Origin of the sequence: Planktothrix mougeotii LEGE 06226 (assembly GCF_015207485.1) — a bacterium.
In the GTDB taxonomy this organism is placed as follows: Bacteria; Cyanobacteriota; Cyanobacteriia; order Cyanobacteriales; family Microcoleaceae; genus Planktothrix.
Window position 1 is genome coordinate 99,712 of sequence record NZ_JADEWU010000005.1, and the last position, 18,580, is coordinate 118,291.

At 39.5% G+C, this 18,580-nt stretch carries 16 protein-coding genes; 10 read left to right on the top strand and 6 right to left on the bottom strand.

Features of this window, described 5'->3' with window-relative positions; genetic code table 11:
• Positions 1 to 48 precede the first annotated feature (48 nt).
• The 3 genes from IQ236_RS03955 to ispG form a co-directional block, all read right to left on the bottom strand.
• Positions 49 to 426 carry a diacylglycerol kinase gene (locus IQ236_RS03955; protein WP_193868057.1) on the bottom strand — a complete coding sequence of 126 codons (378 nt, stop codon included), beginning with the start codon at positions 424 to 426 and terminating at the stop codon, positions 49 to 51.
• A gap of 120 nt (positions 427 to 546) precedes the next feature.
• On the bottom strand, positions 547 to 1,833 hold the full coding sequence (gene ctpC / locus IQ236_RS03960) for a carboxyl-terminal processing protease CtpC (RefSeq protein WP_193868058.1): 1,287 nt from the start codon (positions 1,831 to 1,833) through the stop codon (positions 547 to 549).
• Positions 1,834 to 2,055: 222 nt separating this feature from the next.
• On the bottom strand, positions 2,056 to 3,276 hold the full coding sequence (gene ispG, locus IQ236_RS03965) for a (E)-4-hydroxy-3-methylbut-2-enyl-diphosphate synthase (protein WP_193868059.1): 1,221 nt from the start codon (positions 3,274 to 3,276) through the stop codon (positions 2,056 to 2,058).
• Positions 3,277 to 3,469: 193 nt separating this feature from the next.
• Here ispG and IQ236_RS03970 point away from each other — a divergent pair, with 193 nt between their 5' ends.
• A complete protein-coding gene (locus IQ236_RS03970; protein ID WP_193868060.1) occupies positions 3,470 to 4,105 on the top strand; it encodes a Uma2 family endonuclease in 636 nt (211 codons plus the stop codon).
• 93 nt (positions 4,106 to 4,198) lie between these two features.
• A complete protein-coding gene (locus IQ236_RS03975) occupies positions 4,199 to 6,034 on the top strand; it encodes a WD40 domain-containing protein (RefSeq protein WP_193868061.1) in 1,836 nt (611 codons plus the stop codon).
• A gap of 41 nt (positions 6,035 to 6,075) precedes the next feature.
• Here the strand turns inward: IQ236_RS03975 and IQ236_RS03980 are convergent, their stop codons facing one another.
• On the bottom strand, positions 6,076 to 6,405 hold the full coding sequence (locus IQ236_RS03980; RefSeq protein ID WP_193868062.1) for a four-helix bundle copper-binding protein: 330 nt from the start codon (positions 6,403 to 6,405) through the stop codon (positions 6,076 to 6,078).
• Positions 6,406 to 6,616: 211 nt separating this feature from the next.
• On the opposite strand from IQ236_RS03980, the gene IQ236_RS03985 reads away from it, so the two are divergent.
• The 4 genes from IQ236_RS03985 to IQ236_RS04000 all read left to right on the top strand — a co-directional run bounded on the left by IQ236_RS03985 (position 6,617) and on the right by IQ236_RS04000 (position 10,356).
• Complete coding sequence (locus IQ236_RS03985; RefSeq protein WP_193868063.1) at positions 6,617 to 7,363, top strand: LmeA family phospholipid-binding protein; 747 nt, start codon at positions 6,617 to 6,619, stop codon at positions 7,361 to 7,363.
• A gap of 15 nt (positions 7,364 to 7,378) precedes the next feature.
• On the top strand, positions 7,379 to 7,948 hold the full coding sequence (locus IQ236_RS03990; protein ID WP_322744079.1) for a DUF2231 domain-containing protein: 570 nt from the start codon (positions 7,379 to 7,381) through the stop codon (positions 7,946 to 7,948).
• A gap of 40 nt (positions 7,949 to 7,988) precedes the next feature.
• Positions 7,989 to 9,728, top strand: coding sequence for a beta-carotene ketolase CrtO (crtO, locus tag IQ236_RS03995; protein WP_193868064.1), 1,740 nt, complete (start codon positions 7,989 to 7,991; stop codon positions 9,726 to 9,728).
• Between the two features lie 265 nt (positions 9,729 to 9,993).
• Positions 9,994 to 10,356: a hypothetical protein gene (locus IQ236_RS04000; RefSeq protein WP_193868065.1), complete on the top strand. Its 363-nt coding sequence runs from the start codon at positions 9,994 to 9,996 to the stop codon at positions 10,354 to 10,356.
• 26 nt (positions 10,357 to 10,382) lie between these two features.
• Here IQ236_RS04000 and IQ236_RS04005 read toward each other — a convergent pair whose 3' ends face one another.
• A complete protein-coding gene (locus tag IQ236_RS04005; RefSeq protein WP_193868066.1) occupies positions 10,383 to 11,078 on the bottom strand; it encodes a DUF305 domain-containing protein in 696 nt (231 codons plus the stop codon).
• 739 nt (positions 11,079 to 11,817) lie between these two features.
• On the opposite strand from IQ236_RS04005, the gene IQ236_RS04010 reads away from it, so the two are divergent.
• Positions 11,818 to 13,944, top strand: coding sequence for a heavy metal translocating P-type ATPase (locus IQ236_RS04010; protein WP_193868067.1), 2,127 nt, complete (start codon positions 11,818 to 11,820; stop codon positions 13,942 to 13,944).
• A gap of 225 nt (positions 13,945 to 14,169) precedes the next feature.
• Complete coding sequence (locus IQ236_RS04015) at positions 14,170 to 15,204, top strand: hemerythrin domain-containing protein (RefSeq protein WP_193868068.1); 1,035 nt, start codon at positions 14,170 to 14,172, stop codon at positions 15,202 to 15,204.
• 120 nt (positions 15,205 to 15,324) lie between these two features.
• Here the strand turns inward: IQ236_RS04015 and IQ236_RS04020 are convergent, their stop codons facing one another.
• Positions 15,325 to 16,227, bottom strand: a complete 903-nt coding sequence (locus tag IQ236_RS04020; RefSeq protein WP_193868069.1) for a vitamin K epoxide reductase family protein — start codon at positions 16,225 to 16,227, stop codon at positions 15,325 to 15,327.
• Positions 16,228 to 16,287: 60 nt separating this feature from the next.
• On the opposite strand from IQ236_RS04020, the gene rppA reads away from it, so the two are divergent.
• Complete coding sequence (gene rppA / locus IQ236_RS04025; RefSeq protein WP_193868070.1) at positions 16,288 to 16,989, top strand: two-component system response regulator RppA; 702 nt, start codon at positions 16,288 to 16,290, stop codon at positions 16,987 to 16,989.
• The gene (rppB, locus tag IQ236_RS04030; protein ID WP_193868071.1) at positions 16,986 to 18,467 is read left to right on the top strand and encodes a two-component system sensor histidine kinase RppB; all 1,482 of its coding nucleotides are present in this window, start codon (positions 16,986 to 16,988) and stop codon (positions 18,465 to 18,467) included. The genes rppA and rppB overlap by 4 nt, the downstream gene beginning before the upstream one ends.
• Positions 18,468 to 18,580: the final 113 nt, after the last annotated feature.

Genomic DNA, 18,580 nt, shown 5'->3' on the forward strand with positions numbered 1-18,580 from the left:
GCATGCAACGTCTCTACAGGGTTAGGCGGGATCATCTGTAATGGGATTTCATATTAATAGCGACCACAGATGGTGGCTTTCAAAAATTAAAGCCACTGCCCAAATTAAAATACTGATGCCAACAGCAGCAGCAGAAATGTCTTTGATAGCGCGAATTTTCTCATCATACTGTTGTTCCAAAAAATCACATAAACCTTCAATGGCACTATTGAATAATTCAGCGATTAACATTAGCCCCGTCACTAAAAAAATAAATATGAGATCCGGCCATTGGCTAAAAATCACAGCAATCACTAAGACGACGACAGATAAAATGACTTTGTAAGCAACACTAAACTCCGTTGCGATCGCAATCTGAAGACCTGCTAAGATTACTTTGAGCTTGCGAATCGGATGATAACCAGATTTGCGGTATTTGCTTGCCATAAATTTTATCTGTAGCGCCCCTTTAAAGATTTCATCTTCAATTTTCTCAGAATTTTCACAGAAAATGTTATCATTAATCATTAAGGGCGAGTGTTCCCGCCCCTATATTCTCGCTTCTAATTATTTAGATTGAGCTTGGGTTCCTTGTTTTGTTTTAGCAATTTCGCCCTTGAGAATTTCTAACCCTTTAACATATTGAGGATCAGCCGTTGTTCCTACTTTTGTTCGATCTTTTCTTAACTCATCTCGTTGGGCTTCGGTGAGTTCAACTTTAATATCCGGTTGAATGCCTTCATGGTTAATATCTCGACCACTGGGAGTAAAATATTTCGCAATGGTTACGGCTAAACCCGAACCATTTCCCACCCCTCGGACAGATTGAACTAACCCTTTCCCAAAGGTTTTTGTTCCCACTAAAACCGCCCGTTTGTTATCTTGTAATGCACCGGATAAAATTTCACTGGCGCTGGCTGAACCCCCATCTACTAAAACCACTAAAGGTTTATTGGTTAACGCCCGATTATTGGCTTTTTGACGGTCTGTTTCCCCTTGACGATCAACCGTAGAAACAATATCGCCTTGATTTAACCACATTCGAGCAATTTCAATACTAGAATACAGTAATCCCCCCGGATTAGACCGTAAATCAAGGATATAACCTGCCACATTTTGTTTCTCTAAATCATTAATGGCTTCGCGCATTTCTTCAGACGCATTCGCGCTAAAAGTATTTAAGCGAATATAACCAATTTCTCCCGCCGAACTTGTATTTTTAGACGCACGAACCGGATGAATTTCAATGCGATCGCGAGTAATATTAAAATCTAAAGGTTTATCTCCCCGTAATATTTTAATATTAACTTTTGTTCCCACTGGCCCGCGAATTAAACTCACCGCTTCATTAATATCCATTCCCTCGGTGCTGCGACCATCAATTTCACTAATAATATCTTGGGCTTGAACTCCGGCGGTAAATGCTGGAGAACCTTCAATGGGAGAAATCACCACTAATTTTTTCGTTTCTTCATCTTGGGTTAATTGAATCCCGACCCCGGTTAATTCCCCAGACGTATCAATTTGCATATTTTTGAATTCTTCGGGGTTCATGAAGCGCGTGTAGGGGTCATCGAGCTTCTTCAACATTTCCCGAATAGCGGTGTAGGCTTGTTCGTCGCTGGTGTAGTTGCGGTTTAAATATTCAGTGCGAACAGCCGTCCAGTCCACTTGATTAAAGGTTCCATCCACATAACTTTTATGGATCACCTGCCAAACTTCGTCAATCAACTCCTTGGGACTTTCCCGAAAGGATGCTTGACTCGAAAGATGAATTCCCGCCCCTGCAACCGCCACAGCCGTTAACATCACTGCCGTTGCACCAAGAACAAGCCCACTTCTTGAAATAACCATCTGTTTGCTGAACCAGAAAATATAAATTTCAATATCAATACGCCCAATGTAGCACAGGTTTCAGTTGACTGTTGACCTTTATAGCGCGTAGAGCTAGGGAACTGTGAACTGGGAACAGGATTTAGTAGAGACGTGCCATGGCGCGTCTCTACATGAATTAAATTGTCTCTACATGAATTAAATTGTCTCTACATGAATTAAATTGTCTCTACATGAATTAAATTAAGGATCAACCCAACGGCCATCCGCTTTAATTAAGTTAATTAATTCTTCTACCCCTTGAGTTTCAGGGACTTTTTTAATTTCTTCTCGACCGCGATAAAGAGAAATAAAGCCCGGTTGTTTACCAACATAACCATAGTCTGCATCCGCCATTTCTCCGGGGCCATTCACAATACATCCCATCACCGCAATATCTAAACCCGTTAAATGTTTTGTGGCTTCACGGACTTGATGTAAGACTTCTTCTAAGTTAAATAAAGTCCGACCGCAGGACGGACAAGCGACATATTCCACCATCGTTTTCCGCAGTCCTAAAGCTTGCAGAATACTATAACAAACGGGAATTTCTTTTTCAGGCGCTTCGGTTAAAGAAACTCGAATCGTATCCCCAATTCCCCCGGCTAATAACGTACCAATTCCAGCCGTTGATTTAATCCGACCATATTCTCCATCTCCGGCTTCTGTCACCCCTAAATGTAAGGGATAATCCATGCCTAATTCATCCATCCGTTTGACCATTAAACGGTTCGCTGCTACCATCACCGGAACCCGTGATGCTTTGAGGGAAATCACAATATTTTGAAAATCCAAAGATTCACAAATTTTAATAAATTCTAACGCCGATTCTACCATGCCTTCTGGAGTATCGCCATAGGTAAATAACATTCTTTCGGCTAAAGAACCATGATTTACGCCAATTCGCAGGGCTTTTCCTTGATCACGCAAAGAAACCACTAAAGGTTCTAAGGTTTGCCTAATTTTATCGCCAATTTCATCAAATTCAGATTGAGTATATTCGGTGCGATCGCTTTTAGGTTTTTCAAATACATATAACCCTGGATTAATCCGCACTTTATCCACATATTTTGCCACTTCCAGGGCGATTTTCATGCCATTATGATGAACATCCGCCACTAACGGAACAGGTTGATAAGTTTCGGCTAATTTCTGTTTAATTTTACCAACAGCCGTCGCATGACCCACACTGGGAACTGTCACCCGCACAATTTCACACCCGATTTCATGTAAACGACGTACCGCAGCCGTCGCCCCATCAATATCCATCGTATCTTCATTAATCATCGATTGGACAACAACCGGATGACCCCCCCCAATGGTAACAGTTCCCACCTGGACAGGGCGAGTCTTGCGGCGGTGAATCATCGTATCCACCGGAGTTTGATCGGATGTCGGTTGAGTTGGAACAGGTAAAGTTTGCATAGTTAATAATAGATTGATCTCAATCAGCGATCAGAATAGTGTCTCCTATTAACTAATAGATTGCCATAAAAGGGGCATTTATGGAATTCCCATTGCGGATCATCAAGTCGCTTAGGCAGCAAAGGCGGAATTTCTTCTACAATTTAAACTAGGCTTAACTTAATTGATCCTGATTATTACAGAAGGTTTAACAATGTTGTTAGAACTAAAACGGATTACGGTTCCCCCCGGACAAACGGTGTTCTTGAATCATATTACTTGGCAAGAATTTGAAACCATCTTAGAAGAATTAGGCGAACATCGTTCATCCCGAATTGCTTATGCGAATGGAACCTTAGAAATTATGACTCCTTTACCTGAACACGAATCTAGTAAAGAATTAGTGAGTGATTTAATTAAAGCGTTATTAGAAGAACTCGATATCGAATTTTTTCCTTTGGGTTCTACGACTTTCAAAAATCAACTCATGCAGCAAGGAATAGAACCCGATAACTGTTTTTATATTCAACATGAAGCCTTAGTTAGAAATAAAAAACGATTAGATTTAACCGTTGATCCCCCTCCAGATTTAGCCTTAGAAATTGATATTACTTCCCGCACCCATCCTTATATTTATGCTGCGTTAGGGGTTCCTGAACTCTGGCGATTTGAAAACAGGATCTTAAAAATTTATATTTTGCAAAATGGAGACTATCAACAAACTCAATACAGTCCCACCTTCCCAAATTTACCCTTAACGGATATTATTCCTCAATATTTACAACAAATTCAAATATCAGGACGAAACGCTACCCTAAAACAATTTAGAACCTGGATCAAAAGTTTGTAGCGTGCGGCTATTATATTTATTATCACTTTATCCTCCCTATCACTATAAAATGAAACCAGGGATTGCACCAATTCAGAGGGAATCACAAGACCTATGTACATGAATGATTATCTCAAAAACCAACAAAGACACTTTATTCAGCGCCTCAAAACTGGATTAAACAGTTTATACCGTTATGAAAAACTTGGATATGGAGAAATTAAAACCCTTTCGGGTCAGGACTTAAACCCCATTCGTCAACACGCTTGGGATATGGTTAGAAAATATCGGAAAGCTGACCCTCAAGTCGTTTTCAGAAATACTCTGATGGGGAAACTGGGAGAAGAAATCGTTAAAAAATGTTTAGGGGATTCTGTAAGTTATATTAACTATGAAATTATCCCAGACAGTGGGGATGGCCGTGTTGATCTCCGTATTCATACGGATGATTCCATTGGCATTCAAGTGAAAACCCGCTATAGTTTCCCCAGCACTGCCCAATGGTGGATCAGTTGGGAAGAAATGACTCAAAATCAAGCTATTGTTTGTATTTTAATTTATTCCGATTCTCAAAATAGTATTAAATTTGATGAGTTTAAATCCGAATATTCCGCCATTATTGCTGGGTTTCTTCCCGCCCGTTTACTTCAGAAGCGTATTGAACAAAAAGAAATCAGTTTAGAATATTATCAAAATAAAAGTATTGTTAAATTGCAGATTAATGATTTACATTACGGCGAAGGATTGGAGTTTTTTTTAAAAGGCTTAACCAATAATCCTGATTTTTACCTAGAATCTGGGTTAAATTGTGCTGAACAACAGGGAGATTATCAAACCGCCATTAAAAATTATACGAAAGCATTACAACTACAACCTACTTATGCAGATGCTTATCGTTATCGCGGAATAGCTTACTTTAAAATAGGTCAAAAACAGGCAGCTATTGATAATTTATTAGATGCTTCCGATTTATATTCTAAACAAGGGAATATTAATGCAGTTCAAGAAATTAATTTGATGATTCGAGATGTTCAAAAAATTAATGAACCTCTCTCAACCGTCGAAAAATGGAATTGTATCCAAACTCTAAAACTCCATTCCGCTAATATTTTTTGCTGTACTATCAGCACCAACGGTCAAATTTTAGTCACCGGAAGTAAAGATAAAAGTGTTAAAGTTTTAAATCCTCAAACCGGAGAATTGTTACACACCTTTACTGGACATCACGATCATATTTATGCCGTTGCTATTAGTCCCAATTCTTCTATAATAGCCAGTGGGAGTTGTGATAATACTATAAAACTCTGGAATTTAAAAACCGGAGCATTAATCAAAACTATTAAAGTGCATTCTCATTATATTACCAGTTTAAAATTTACGCCCGATGGCGAAAACTTAATTAGTGGCTGTTGGGATTATACCGTGCAGTTATGGAAAGTCGCCACCGGAGAAAACCTCAGAACCCTTTATAAACATTCTGGGGCTGTTGATTGTGTCGATATGACTTCTAATTGGGATTTTATTGTTAGTGGGGGAAGGGATAGAAAAGTGATGATTTGGGACTTGAGAAATATGAAAATTTGCCGAACTTTAGTTCAACGATTTTATATCCGATCTTTAGCCATTAGTCCCGATAATCAATTTATTGTCACGAGTAGCGATGATGGTAAACTGTTTATTTGGAATCTGCAAAAAGGTCAACTGATTCGCACGTTAAATCACCATAAAAATTGCGTTTATACCGTTGCAATTAGTCCTGATGGTAATAGAATAGCCAGTGGTAGCTCTGATCAAACGATTAATATCTGGAATTTACACACTGGAGAATTAATCGAGAGTTTAAACCCTCAAGGTGGCGCGATTTATTCCGTTACTTTTATTACCCCCGATGGTCATACTTTCGCCAGTAGTCATGGAGATGGAAGCATTAAAATTTGGAAACAGAGTTAGAGAATAGCTAGAGATTTCGTTATTATGATTAAAAGACAACCTTAAATCGCAGCACCCACCATTGCAATTTTGCGGTATTCTTCAGCCACATTTTGGCAAGCTTTAGCACAGTTTTGACAGTGAGTGTTATTGTGTTTTTGACATTCTTTAGCGCAAGCTTCACAAATTTCTAAACAAGTCCGACACAGAGGCGCAATAAAGCGGGAACCGCGACTCATAAACCCTGCAATTGCCCAACAGAGTTGAGAACAATCTCGGCATAAACGAGCGCATTCTGGCATATTTCCGATACATTCATCGGCACAGTGTTCACACTCAACTGCACATTGTAGGACAATTTCAAGTCCAGATTTATGATTCTGATGAGCCATTTTTTTATTCTCCCAAAAAATAAGCATTACTAAAACTACTATTATCAAAAACAATATTGTTCTCCTCTTTCTTCAGGAATAGATTATGAAAAATATCTCGATATTTCTCCATCAGGAGGCATAAACTTAATCCGGTTCTCTACCTAAATATAGATTAACAGTTTGCTCCAATTCTATACAATATCCTCAACCCAGACTGAGGATAATTTGAGTGAGTCAGAAACACGATGATTTAGGAGAACAAGCCTTAAGCAAACTAGCAGAAATGACTCTAGCTAGTCAATTAGATGAAGTTGAAGAACTGGATGTCAATGTTAATACTGATCCGATTAAGTTAGTTCAGGGTCAAGTTGACTCCGCCACAATTTCAGGAACAGGAATGGTGATGAAAAGCGACTTGAGAATGGAAAAAATGGAAATGAAAACTTCTGAAATTTCTATTAATCCCCTGAGTGTTGCTTTCGGACAAATTGAACTTAAACATCCGACCCAAGCAACGGCTGAAGTTGTGTTAACAGAAGCCGATATTAATCGGGCTTTTAATTCTGATTATATTCTCAAAAAACTGCAAGGTTTAGAAATTGCAGTTGAGGGAAATCAGAACATTATTGATACTCAAGCGGTTGAATTCAAACTCCCTGGAGAGGGTCGATTTTTTCTCCAAGCTTATCTGATTTCACACCCCAAGGGAGAATCCTCAAAAATTGCATTTACAGCCTTACCGGAGGTCAGTTCAGATCGCAAAACGATTCAACTCAAGGATATTCAATATTCTCAAGGAGGAAATGTTTCTCCTGAATTAACTCAGGCGTTAATTGATGAATCTAGCGAACTCTTAAATTTAGATAATTTTAACTTGAAAGGGGTAAATCTTCGCATTCAACGCTTAAATTTAGAGCCTCAAAAAATCACCTTGTTAGCAGAAGCCGATGTTGAATCTTTTCCATCAGCTAGTTAGTTTTGGTTGAAGTTTATGCTCAACCTCAGACATTTACCTACATTTACCATTGGAGATCAACTTATGACCCGCATTACTCATTTAGAACCTTTAATTGAAGGCAACGAACAGGAATATTATGATAGTGGGATTCCCAGTAGTGTTGCGATTTTAGGACATCCTCTGCATCCTTTAATTGTTACCTTTCCCGTTGCCTTTTTAACAACAGCCTTATTGACAGATATTCTATTTTTATTCACCAATTCCTCATTTTGGGCAACCGCATCATTTTGGTTAATTGTAGGTGGAATTTTAACTGGAATTTTAGCTGGATTAACAGGAATGTTAGATTTCTTTAAAATTCATCGAGTCCGAGAACATAAAGCGGGATGGATTCACATGGTCGGTAATATTACTGCGTTAGTATTATCAGGAATTAGTTTATTTTTACGGTGGGATAATGTTATTGATAGTATTGCTCCTTGGGGAATTATTCTATCTTTAGTTGTGGCTGGACTTTTAGGAATTACAGGATGGTATGGTGGTGAATTAGTCTATCGCCATAAAATTGCTGTTATTGGGGATGGAAATCCTCACCAAGCTTAAATATTTTTTCGGACTAGGGGTGCATTTTTTTAGAGTCTTAATGCCCCCTATCATTCTATCAAAAAACTTCAACACAAAGATATTAATCATGGAAACTTACGACGTTATTATTATTGGAGCAGGTCACAACGGTTTAACCTGTGCGTCTTATCTTTTAAAAGCCGGATACAGTGTTTTATTACTCGAAAAGCGGTCTGTTCCTGGGGGTGCTGCTACTACAGAAGAAGCCCTTCCTCAAGAAGCTCCAGGGTTTAAATTTAATCTGTGTGCCATTGATCATGAATTTATTCATTTAGGGCCAGTAGTAGAGGAATTAGAACTGCATAAATATGGATTAGAATATTTATTTTGTGATCCAGTTGTATTTTGTCCTCATCCTGATGGCAAATACTTTTTAGCCCATAGATCGATTGAAGAAACCTGTGCTGAAATTGGACGATATAATGCCAGAGATGCCGCTAAATATCGAGAGTTTGTCGGATTTTGGCAACGGTTTATTAATGCTGCAATTCCCATTTTTAGCGCTCCCCCTCAATCTGTTATTGATATTGCTGGAAACTACAATATTAGTAAACTGAAAGATTTGTTTTCTGTTCTGGGTTCCCCGGAAAAAGCCCTCGATTTTGCCCGAACTATGTTAAGCAGTGCTGAGGACTTATTAAATGAATGGTTTGATGAGGAATTTCTCAAAGCACCTTTAGCTCGGTTAGCATCAGAATTAGGAACGCCACCGTCACAAAAAAATCTCGCCGTTGGTGCGATGATGATGACCATGCGACATCATCCAGGTATGGCTAGACCGAAAGGAGGAACAGGAGCATTAGTTCAAGCTTTATTAAATTTAATTCAAGCTCATGGCGGTGTAATTTTAACGGATCAACACGTTGAAAAAGTATTAGTTGATGATGGAAAAGCCATTGGAGTTAGGGTTGCCAATGGCAAAGAATATCGAGCCAATAAAGGAGTAATTTCTAATATTGATGCTAAACGCTTGTTTTTGCATTTAATGGATGCTGCGGATGTCGATCATGCAGATTCTGAATTGCGAGAACGGTTAGAACGGCGAATTGTTAATAATAATGAAACGATTCTCAAAATTGATTGTGCATTATCGGAACCTTTGCGGTTTGAACATCATGATCATCGAGATGAATATTTAATAGGTTCTGTATTAATTGCGGACTCGGTTAAACAGGTGGAAATTGCTCACCATGATACTACTTTAGGCAAAATTCCTGATGCTGATCCTTCGATGTATGTTGTGGTTCCAACAATGCTTGATCCAACCATGGCTCCTGACGGAAAACATACCCTTTGGATTGAATTTTTTGCGCCTTATCAAATTGAAGGAGCCGAAGGAACGGGGTTAAAAGGAACAGGTTGGACAGATGAATTAAAGAATAAAGTAGCGGATCGAGTTTTAGATAAATTAGCGGACTATTCTCCGAATTTAAAACAATCGATTATTGCTCGTCGGGTGGAAAGTCCAGCAGAATTAGGAGAAAGATTAGGAGCCTTGAATGGGAATTACTATCACATTGATATGACCTTAGAACAAATGATGTTCTTCCGTCCTTTACCAGAAATTGCTAATTACCATACCCCGATTAAAGGATTATATTTAACCGGAGCAGGAACTCATCCAGGTGGTTCAATTTCTGGCTTACCGGGTCGCAATTGTGCCAGAGTATTTTTACACCATCAACAACCCATTTCTCAAACCTTAACCGAGGCTTATCAGTCTATTAAATCCATTACCAACTCGGTCTTAGGAAGTTAAAGTCTACTGTAGAGACGTGCCATGGCGCGTCTCTCTACAGGGGTTTTAATGGAGCATCTGTATCATCGATTTAAGAATTTGATATTATAAACTATTAGAAATTTTTAGATATTTTATTAATAATTAAAACACAACAAATCAAGCTCAAGTTTATAACGATAATTGTAGAACTTGTATAGGTTATTCCCCGCGAAAGATGAAGGTTAGAGGCAGAAATAATTACAGTATAAATAGTTAAAAAAGCCTTAAAATCAGGAGATTTAAAATGAATCGTGATTCTGAACCTAGAGCGAATTTAAAAGAATTTGAACAACCGATGAGTCCCCAGGAAGTTGATCCTGAACAAAAACGTTGGCAAAAAGAAGAGTTAGAAAAAAATGGCAAAACACTAACTGCTAACCCTGGAGACCGGATTGATAACTCTAAAACCTTAGCAGAAAAAGCTAAACAAGTTGCGGTAGATGCTCCAGATATTACCGGAGATCATATCGTTGTTCCGACTTATTTTATGGTTGAATATCCCGATGGAGAAAGAAAAGCTCTTCATCATGTTAGAGATGCGGAAGAAATTTCTGATGTCATTCGTCAAGCGAGGATGGATGAAAATGGAAATCGAATTTGGTGGTAAATCCTGTTTATTTTAACAATTCATCCCTAATACCAGTTTTGATACCATTGCTGCATTTGGTTAATTTCAGCCGTTTGGCTATCAATAATTGCTTGTGCTAATTCTCGAATCTCTGGGCGATTGCTATGGACTAACACCATTTGTGCCATCCTGACACCCATTTGATGATGAGGAACCATTTCTTCAATAAAGGCGCGATCAAAATCTGAGGCATTTTGCAAGGCTGTGGTATTGCCTAGCATGGTTCTCATACCGCCCATACAACCCATGCTGGCTTGCCACCCAGACGAAACCGTCCCTGGGTTATAGCCTCCCCAGTTTCCGTGCATCCCCATACCCGGTATCCCCTGCGGAACATCAGCGTTATACCATTGCCGATACCAAGTTGCCATCTTCTCGATCTCACGGGTTTGACTGTCTTTGATGGACTGGGCAAGAGTGCGAATTTCGGGATGCTGCGATCGCTGAAGTGCCAGATCTGCCATTGTGATTGCTCCTTGGTGATGGGGAATCATCATCACAATGAAGTGTTGATCCGGTTGTCCCATCATGCCCCCCATCCCAGGAACGGCTTGAGACAATCGAGTTGATGCAGCAGGAATAGGTGAGGCTTGAGAAGCCTGAGCAAACGTTTTAAAAGCTAGGACTAAGGCTAAAGTTGTGACTGTACCACCGGCTAGAAGTCCAATCATCAATGAGGAGAAAATAGACTTACGATTCATAAAGAAAGGATGGGAGTGTGGAAACTCAGCGTCTTTAGACCTGAGAGGAAACACGACTCAGGGGAATTTATTCCCCGTGAATATTGGATTGGGAACCGACAAAAATTGTTGTATTTGCTGATTCCCGGTTTTTTAGGATTTCTCCCACTCTGATTTCTCAGGTAAAGTTAGCTTCGCCAATGTTATCGGTCGGTAACTATCCCAAAAGCACTGTCTTACCCCTCGTAAAACTGTTTAACTTTCGAGTTCCAGAGCAACGGACTAGCTACGCATCCATTGGTGGGTCTTTAACACTTACCGATAACGTAGCCATTAGGCTCAGGCTGGTCAACTAACTAAAGCTAGAGGCTTGAAGCCCCGTCACTTCAGTGCGGGGTGCTGACAATTCCACCTGACAACGTTCTCTTGGGTCGAGCTTTCATGGGCTCAACGTTATTAACTTAGACGTTACTTTAATTATAGCAATCCTAAGTCAGATTCCAAACACTTTGTAGGGGCAAACCCCCCGTGGTTGCCCGTAGATTGGGGTAGTAGATTGTAGGGTAGGCACGGGGGTACAACCCCTACATTGTTTACAAATCCTACAGGTATTGCTATATATAACTATTTTCTATTATATTTAATCCATTGACCTGAGCAGCTTAGAATGGGAATCATTATTTATTACAAAAAAACGGTTCAGATCTTTCAAGAATGTGACTACAATGCTGATCATTAAGATTGATTCAGCAAACGAGCAATGACTCAGACTCCTTCTCTGAAAACTCAACAGATGCAGGTCGGTGGTATGGATTGTGGTAGCTGTGCTGCCAAGATCGAAGCAGGGGTACAGAAAATACCCGGTGTGGCACAAATATCCGTGAGTGTGGCGACGGAACGCTTAAGTGTGACCTATGACCCAAAGCAGGTGAGTGAGCAGGAAATTCGCGATCACATCATCTCTCTAGGCTACACCATCATCATTCCAGAGGCTCACGACCACGACCACAGCCATCGTCACGGTTCAGGGGAGTTTAACCTAAAACAGGAACTGCTTCCAGTGATCGGAGTCATTGTCTTGCTGGTGCTGGGAATAGTCTTTGAACAGCCACTCCACAATACGCCCTACAACATTGGTGAGTATGCCGTGTTCATTCCCGCTTATTTGATCAGTGGCTCAATAGTATTAAAAGCGGCGGGACGGAACATTCTCAGGGGACAGGTGTTTGATGAAAACTTTTTGATGACCATTGCCACAATAGGGGCGATTGCCATTCATCAACTCCCTGAAGCCGTCGCCGTTATGCTGTTTTTCCGCATTGGAGAGTTGTTTCAAGAATACGCGGTGGGTCGCTCTCGTCGCTCTATCAAGTCTGTGCTGGAAGTTCGTCCCGACACTGCCAATCTCAACGTTAATGGAACAATTAAACAAGTCTCCCCAGAAACCGTTAATGTGGGAGACATTATTGTTGTCAAACCTGGAGAAAAGATTCCCTTAGATGGTGAAATTCTCGAAGGTCAATCTCAAATTGATACTTCAGCATTAACCGGAGAATCAGTTCCGCGCACGGTGAAAGTTGGAGAATTGATTCTCGCAGGAATGATTAATCAAACGGGTGTGCTGACTGTGCAAGTTACCAAACCCTTTGGAGAATCTTCAATTGCTAAAATTCTTGATCTCGTCGAGAATGCTACCAGTAAAAAGGCAGAAACCGAGAAATTCATCACCCGATTTGCTCGCTACTACACCCCCGTTGTCGTTGTTCTGTCCCTGGCTGTGGCCCTTCTACCGCCTGTTTTTATTCCCGGTGCAACTCACAGCGAATGGGTTTACCGCGCCTTAATTCTGCTGGTGATTTCCTGTCCCTGCGGACTCGTGATTAGTATTCCCTTGGGTTACTTTGGGGGTATTGGAGGTGCTGCCAAACGAGGCATTCTGGTGAAAGGTTCGACGTTTTTGGATGCCCTGACCGCCGTTAAAACCGTTGTTTTTGATAAAACCGGAACCTTGACTCAAGGGGTGTTTAAAGTTGCCCAGATTGTGACTCAAAATGGTTTTTCCGAAACAGAATTGCTGAAACTGGCTGCCCAAGCTGAATTTCATTCTAGTCACCCCATTGCACAATCCATTCGAGAAGCCTACGGTCAACCGATTGAGCAGGGCCAGATAACAGACTATGAAGAAATTGCGGGTTATGGTATTCGGGCGACGGTGAACAATCAAGTCGTTCTCGCCGGAAATGATCGGCTTTTACATCGAGAAAACATTAACCACAATACCTGCAATGTTGAGGGTACTGTGGTTCATCTGGCTGTTGAGGGACGTTATGCAGGTTACATTTTAATTGGCGATGAAATTAAGGACGATGCCATCAAAGCGATTCAAGATCTCAAAAGCCTGGGCATTGAGCAAATCGTGATGTTGACGGGTGACAACGGCATCGTTGCTAAAAGCATTGCACAGCAGTTGGGTTTAGATTCTTACAAGGCTGAATTGTTACCTGAAGGAAAAGTAGAAGCTATTGAGGCTTTGTTGAGTCGATCTGGAAACAGCAAAGTTGCGTTTGTCGGGGATGGCATCAACGACGCTCCTGTGATTGCTAGAGCGGATATCGGTATGGCGATGGGTGGCTTGGGATCGGATGCAGCGATTGAAACAGCAGATGTGGTGATTATGACCGATGCTCCGTCTAAAGTGGCGGAAGGGATTCAAGTTGCCAAAAAGACTCGCCAGATTGTGGTGCAGAATATTGTACTGGCAATGGGAATTAAAGGCTTGTTTATCGGTTTAGGTGTGATTGGGATAGCAACCTTGTGGGAGGCTGTCTTTGCTGATGTGGGAGTGGCACTCCTGGCAATCTTTAATGCAACTAGAGTCCTCAAGTAGCAAGGGAAGAGGTCATGGGCATTTATTACTTATCCGTTGGTAAATTGAGGAAATATTGACGGATTTTATCTAAAAATCTTAAGTTAGTTATTATTTAAAACAAACTGAACAATCCATTGGTAAAAACTTGAACATTAGATCTGTCTTATGGATGAGGAATTATTGTTTTTTCTATGCAAAATTAGAATCTATGAAAATGAAATTTAGATGTTTGGAGAACACAACATGGTAACGACTTTAACGGATGCAAAACGGGAAGCGATTGGTCAAAAACTGGCTACCATGAAAACTGTCCAAGAATTGTTGATTGAAAATGAACAGATGTTTATGCGGGAGTGTAATATCTCTGAAATTCGTCAACAATTCCAAGAAATGTTAGATGATGATAACAAAAATCTGGGAATCATTGATACGGTGATTACCCAATATGGGATTCAATCTCAACCGAAAGAACAAGCCACAAAAATGATTAATCTCGCTAAAGAGATGATGAATAAATCCGACTTAAGTTTTTATGAAAAAGTGGTTCAACATGAACTGCTGAAGCATGGACAAGTCATGTCGGGTTTATTAGTTCATAAAGCGGCTCAAGTGGTCGGTGCTGATGTGGAAGCTGCTATTACACCTTTGAATACGGTTAACTTTGAAAGTCGCGCTCATCAAGAAAAACTGAAAGGGATTTTAGAATATTTAGGAACCCAAGAATTAACGGGTCAAGCTCCTGATCAAAGTATTTGGGGACGAGTTCAAGATGCGATCGCAGCCTTATCCGGGGTGATGGGAAGTGCTGTTACTCAAAGTTCTGATAAGTCCGATATGAATATTCAAGATGTTGTTCGCATGGATCATCAGAAGGCTAAAACGTTAATTGCTGAAATTGAAAATTGCAATGATCCGCAAAAAATTCAAGAATATTTCGGACAATTATACAAAGATTTAAGTGTCCATTCGGAAGCAGAAGAACAAGTGCTTTATCCTCAAGTTCGTTCTTTCTATGATGATACTCAAAATCTGTATAATGAACAAGCTGAATTGAAAGGGGTTTTAGAAGAACTGAAATCTCTGAGTCCGAGTTCTGCACTGTTCAAAGATAAAATTAAGCAAGTCAAAGATATGGTTAATCACCATACTCGTGAAGAAGAAAATGATGTCTTTGCGGTGATTCGGCGCAATTTCTCAACCAGTGAACAAGAGCAGTTAGCCACTCAGTTCAAAGAAGCTAAAAAACAACTGCAAACTCAAATGGCTTCTCAAAAATAAACGCTTAAAATCCCAAGCTATTCAGCATTTTCATCTCATTTAACTCGCATTTTCACACAATAGATTCCTGTAGAGACGTGCCATGGCGCGTCTCTTTTTGAGTTGGGTTTTGAGAATCTATTAACGAACTCCAAAATCACGAGTTCCAGGATATCCTGAAACCTCTGCTAACTTTTCTAAACTTTGGACTCCTGAATACATCTGATCCTTAACTTCCCAGGTCGGATAACCTTGAATATTTTTGGCTTTACACACATCAGGTTGAGGATCTTTTCCGCCTTCTTCACATTCAATATAAGACAGTTTCTCCACAGCTTGTTTGCCAAATAATTCTTTCTGTTCATGACAGTGAGCACACCAAAAGGCTCCATACATTTTAGCTCCAGATTGAGTTAAATATTGAGCCAGTTCAATATTGGCTGGGTTAGAAATTGTTGTGATATTAAAGGGATTTTTTTCAGCACGAGGGCTATTAATGGGGGAATAGACTGCTAAGGTTGAAATTAATGTGATCATTCCTACAACAACGGTAATAAAAAATAGTTGACCTCGATCTTCCCAATCTCGACCTAATAAAGCTAAAACGAATAAACTGATTGAACAAACAGCAGAGGCAATACAATAAATACACAAAGATTTAATGACAAATGCCATTAAATACATGAGATAGCCACTGAAAACCATCATGGCGGACGCTTGAGCAAATATTAACAGCCATGTCCAATCTTCAGTTTTTGTTCTTAAACTTTTGTGGGTTTCAGCGTTAATTAACCAAGGCGCAACAGCCATCCCAGCCATGATTGTATACGCTAAAAATCCAAACAAAGCCAGGGGTAAACCAAAGACAACTGCATAGGGACTTGACAGAACTTTATCACAACCTGTGATGGGACAAGCCGCTGTTCCCCCTGTCAGTTTAACAAGGGTTAAATAAGCAGTAATCACTGCACCAAAGGCAGCGAGACTAGCAATGATAAATCTGGATTTTTGCTGAATCCAAGGGGTTGAACGTCGGCGAATCATAACACTATTCTTGTGGGTTATACTGGAAAAAATTTTATATCCTTTTAGAGATTTTAACCGATGAGAATTTTATTAGTGGAAGATGAACCCGATTTAGGGGAAGCCATTAAACGAATATTAACGCAGAAAGCCTACGTTGTAGATTGGGTTCAGGATGGCATAGAAGCTTGGGATTATTTAGAAAATCAATGGACACAATACACTTTAGCGATTTTTGATTGGTTATTACCAGGGTTATCAGGAATAGAACTTTGTCAAAAACTCCGACAAAAAGGGAGTTCTATTCCGATTTTAATTTTAACCGCAAAAGATACGGAAGCGGATAAAATTATGGGGCTAGATGCTGGGGCGGATGATTATTTAGTGAAACCCTTTGGGATGGGAGAATTATTAGCTCGTTTACGCGCTTTACAACGGCGTTCTCCCCAACTTCAACCCCAGAAATTACAATTAAATCATTTTATATTAGATTATCAATTTTATACATTTTCTGATCAAAAGAATCCTGATTATCCTTTAACAATTAGTTTAACGAATAAAGAATTTCAACTGTTAGATTATTTTATGCGCCATCCGAACCAAATTGTTACCCGCGATCAACTTTTAGGTCAACTTTGGGAAATCGGATCTGAACCGGAAAGTAATGTTGTAGCGGCTCAAATTCGCTTACTCAGACGGAAACTTTCGGAAATTGGTTGTGATCATTTGATTGAAACGGTTTATGGTTTAGGATATCGTTTTTTAATAGATAATGATTCATGAATCAAAACTCACTGTTTAAACGGACAAAATTACGCTTAACCTGTTACTATGCTGGGGTGATGGGAGTCATTCTTAGTATTTGTGGTTTAGGGGTTTATGAAGCGATCGCCCATGCCCATTGGATTACCTTAGATCGAGAAATAGAATCCGTTGCTGGTGCATTACATGATAGTTTAGAAACGGTTTTAAAACAACCGGGGCAATTAGAACCGGATGTTTTAAGAATTATACCTGATTTATGTTTAATAGACTCTAAAAAAAGTGATATTGTTAGGTTGATTTATACTCATTATCCTAACAATAAATTCAATAAAAATAATCCTTTAACTCATCCAGATTCAGAAGTAAACTGTTTACCAATTATTGATCAACAGGGTCAAGAATATCATCGATTAGCTCCTTATCATAATAATAATTATTTAATTCGTTTATTTAATAATTCAGGGGAGTTAGTCGCATTTACCGGAACCCATCATCGTGATTTATTTCCTCGTTATCAAGGAGAAATTTGGCAAACCTTTACGGATAAACAAGGAATTCGCTATCGTCAATATTCTTTAATTGTACACACTCAAAATCAGCAAAATTGGGGAATTTTACAATTAGGGCGATCGCTACAGGATTTTGACCAATATATGACTATTGTAACATTAATTTTAGTGATCGGTTTACCCTTAGCTTTAATTTTAGTTGGGTTTGCGAGTTGGAAATTAGCCGGAATTGCCATGCAGCCCATTTATTATTCTTACCAACAAATTCAACAATTTACCGCCGATGCCGCCCACGAATTAAGAACACCTTTAGCCGCCATTCGTGCGACCGTAGAATCCACAATCAAGCTCGAACCTTTGACCGAAACCGAAGCTAAAGAAACGTTAAAAACCGTAGAACGACAAAATCATCGATTATCTAAATTAGTTCAAGATCTTTTATTATTATCTCGGATGGATCAAGAAACAATATCTCGCTTGGAAAAAATATGCTGTTTAAATGATTTAATCAGCGATACTCAAGAAGAACTGGCTGCAATAGTATTAAACGCAAACCTATCTTTAAAAATAGATATTCCTGAAAAAGAACCGATTTATATTTTAGGGAATGAAGAACAACTCTATCGGGTTATTTTTAATTTAGCCATTAATGCGATTCAATATACTCCCCCTGGCGGTGAGATTATTTTAAGTTTAAATTCTAGTCATCAACAAGCTATTATTCAAGTCAAAGATACAGGAATTGGCATTCCTTTAACCGAACAATCTCGAATATTTGATCGATTTTATCGGGTACATAGCGATCGCTCTCGCAAAACCGGAGGATCAGGCTTAGGATTAGCCATTGTTCAAGCCATTGTTCAAGCGCATCGTGGTAGTATTGAGGTAGAAAGTCAACCGGGAATCGGTAGTACCTTTACCATTCGATTACCTTTGAAGCCAACTGCACCCCTTGTCTCTTATTCTAAGGGGAAAGCATCAGGATAATTTTCTGGTTAGATTATAAACATTTGCTATTTTTTCTAAAGTTTTCTAAACTTGATCTAGACTCTCCCGTTACTGGAGACTTTATACTAGAACTATTAATAGAAATGTTAAAT

Coding starts and splice junctions, on each gene's coding strand:
- IQ236_RS04005 (WP_193868066.1), bottom strand. CDS start 11,078: ATGAATCGTAAGTCTATTTTCTCCTCATTGATGATTGGACTTCTAGCC.
- ispG (WP_193868059.1), bottom strand. CDS start 3,276: ATGCAAACTTTACCTGTTCCAACTCAACCGACATCCGATCAAACTCCG.
- IQ236_RS04015 (WP_193868068.1), top strand. CDS start 14,170: ATGGTAACGACTTTAACGGATGCAAAACGGGAAGCGATTGGTCAAAAA.
- rppB (WP_193868071.1), top strand. CDS start 16,986: ATGAATCAAAACTCACTGTTTAAACGGACAAAATTACGCTTAACCTGT.
- ctpC (WP_193868058.1), bottom strand. CDS start 1,833: ATGGTTATTTCAAGAAGTGGGCTTGTTCTTGGTGCAACGGCAGTGATG.
- IQ236_RS03955 (WP_193868057.1), bottom strand. CDS start 426: ATGGCAAGCAAATACCGCAAATCTGGTTATCATCCGATTCGCAAGCTC.
- IQ236_RS04000 (WP_193868065.1), top strand. CDS start 9,994: ATGAATCGTGATTCTGAACCTAGAGCGAATTTAAAAGAATTTGAACAA.
- IQ236_RS03975 (WP_193868061.1), top strand. CDS start 4,199: ATGTACATGAATGATTATCTCAAAAACCAACAAAGACACTTTATTCAG.
- IQ236_RS04020 (WP_193868069.1), bottom strand. CDS start 16,227: ATGATTCGCCGACGTTCAACCCCTTGGATTCAGCAAAAATCCAGATTT.
- crtO (WP_193868064.1), top strand. CDS start 7,989: ATGCCCCCTATCATTCTATCAAAAAACTTCAACACAAAGATATTAATC.
- IQ236_RS04010 (WP_193868067.1), top strand. CDS start 11,818: ATGACTCAGACTCCTTCTCTGAAAACTCAACAGATGCAGGTCGGTGGT.
- IQ236_RS03970 (WP_193868060.1), top strand. CDS start 3,470: ATGTTGTTAGAACTAAAACGGATTACGGTTCCCCCCGGACAAACGGTG.
- IQ236_RS03980 (WP_193868062.1), bottom strand. CDS start 6,405: ATGGCTCATCAGAATCATAAATCTGGACTTGAAATTGTCCTACAATGT.
- IQ236_RS03990 (WP_322744079.1), top strand. CDS start 7,379: ATGCTCAACCTCAGACATTTACCTACATTTACCATTGGAGATCAACTT.
- rppA (WP_193868070.1), top strand. CDS start 16,288: ATGAGAATTTTATTAGTGGAAGATGAACCCGATTTAGGGGAAGCCATT.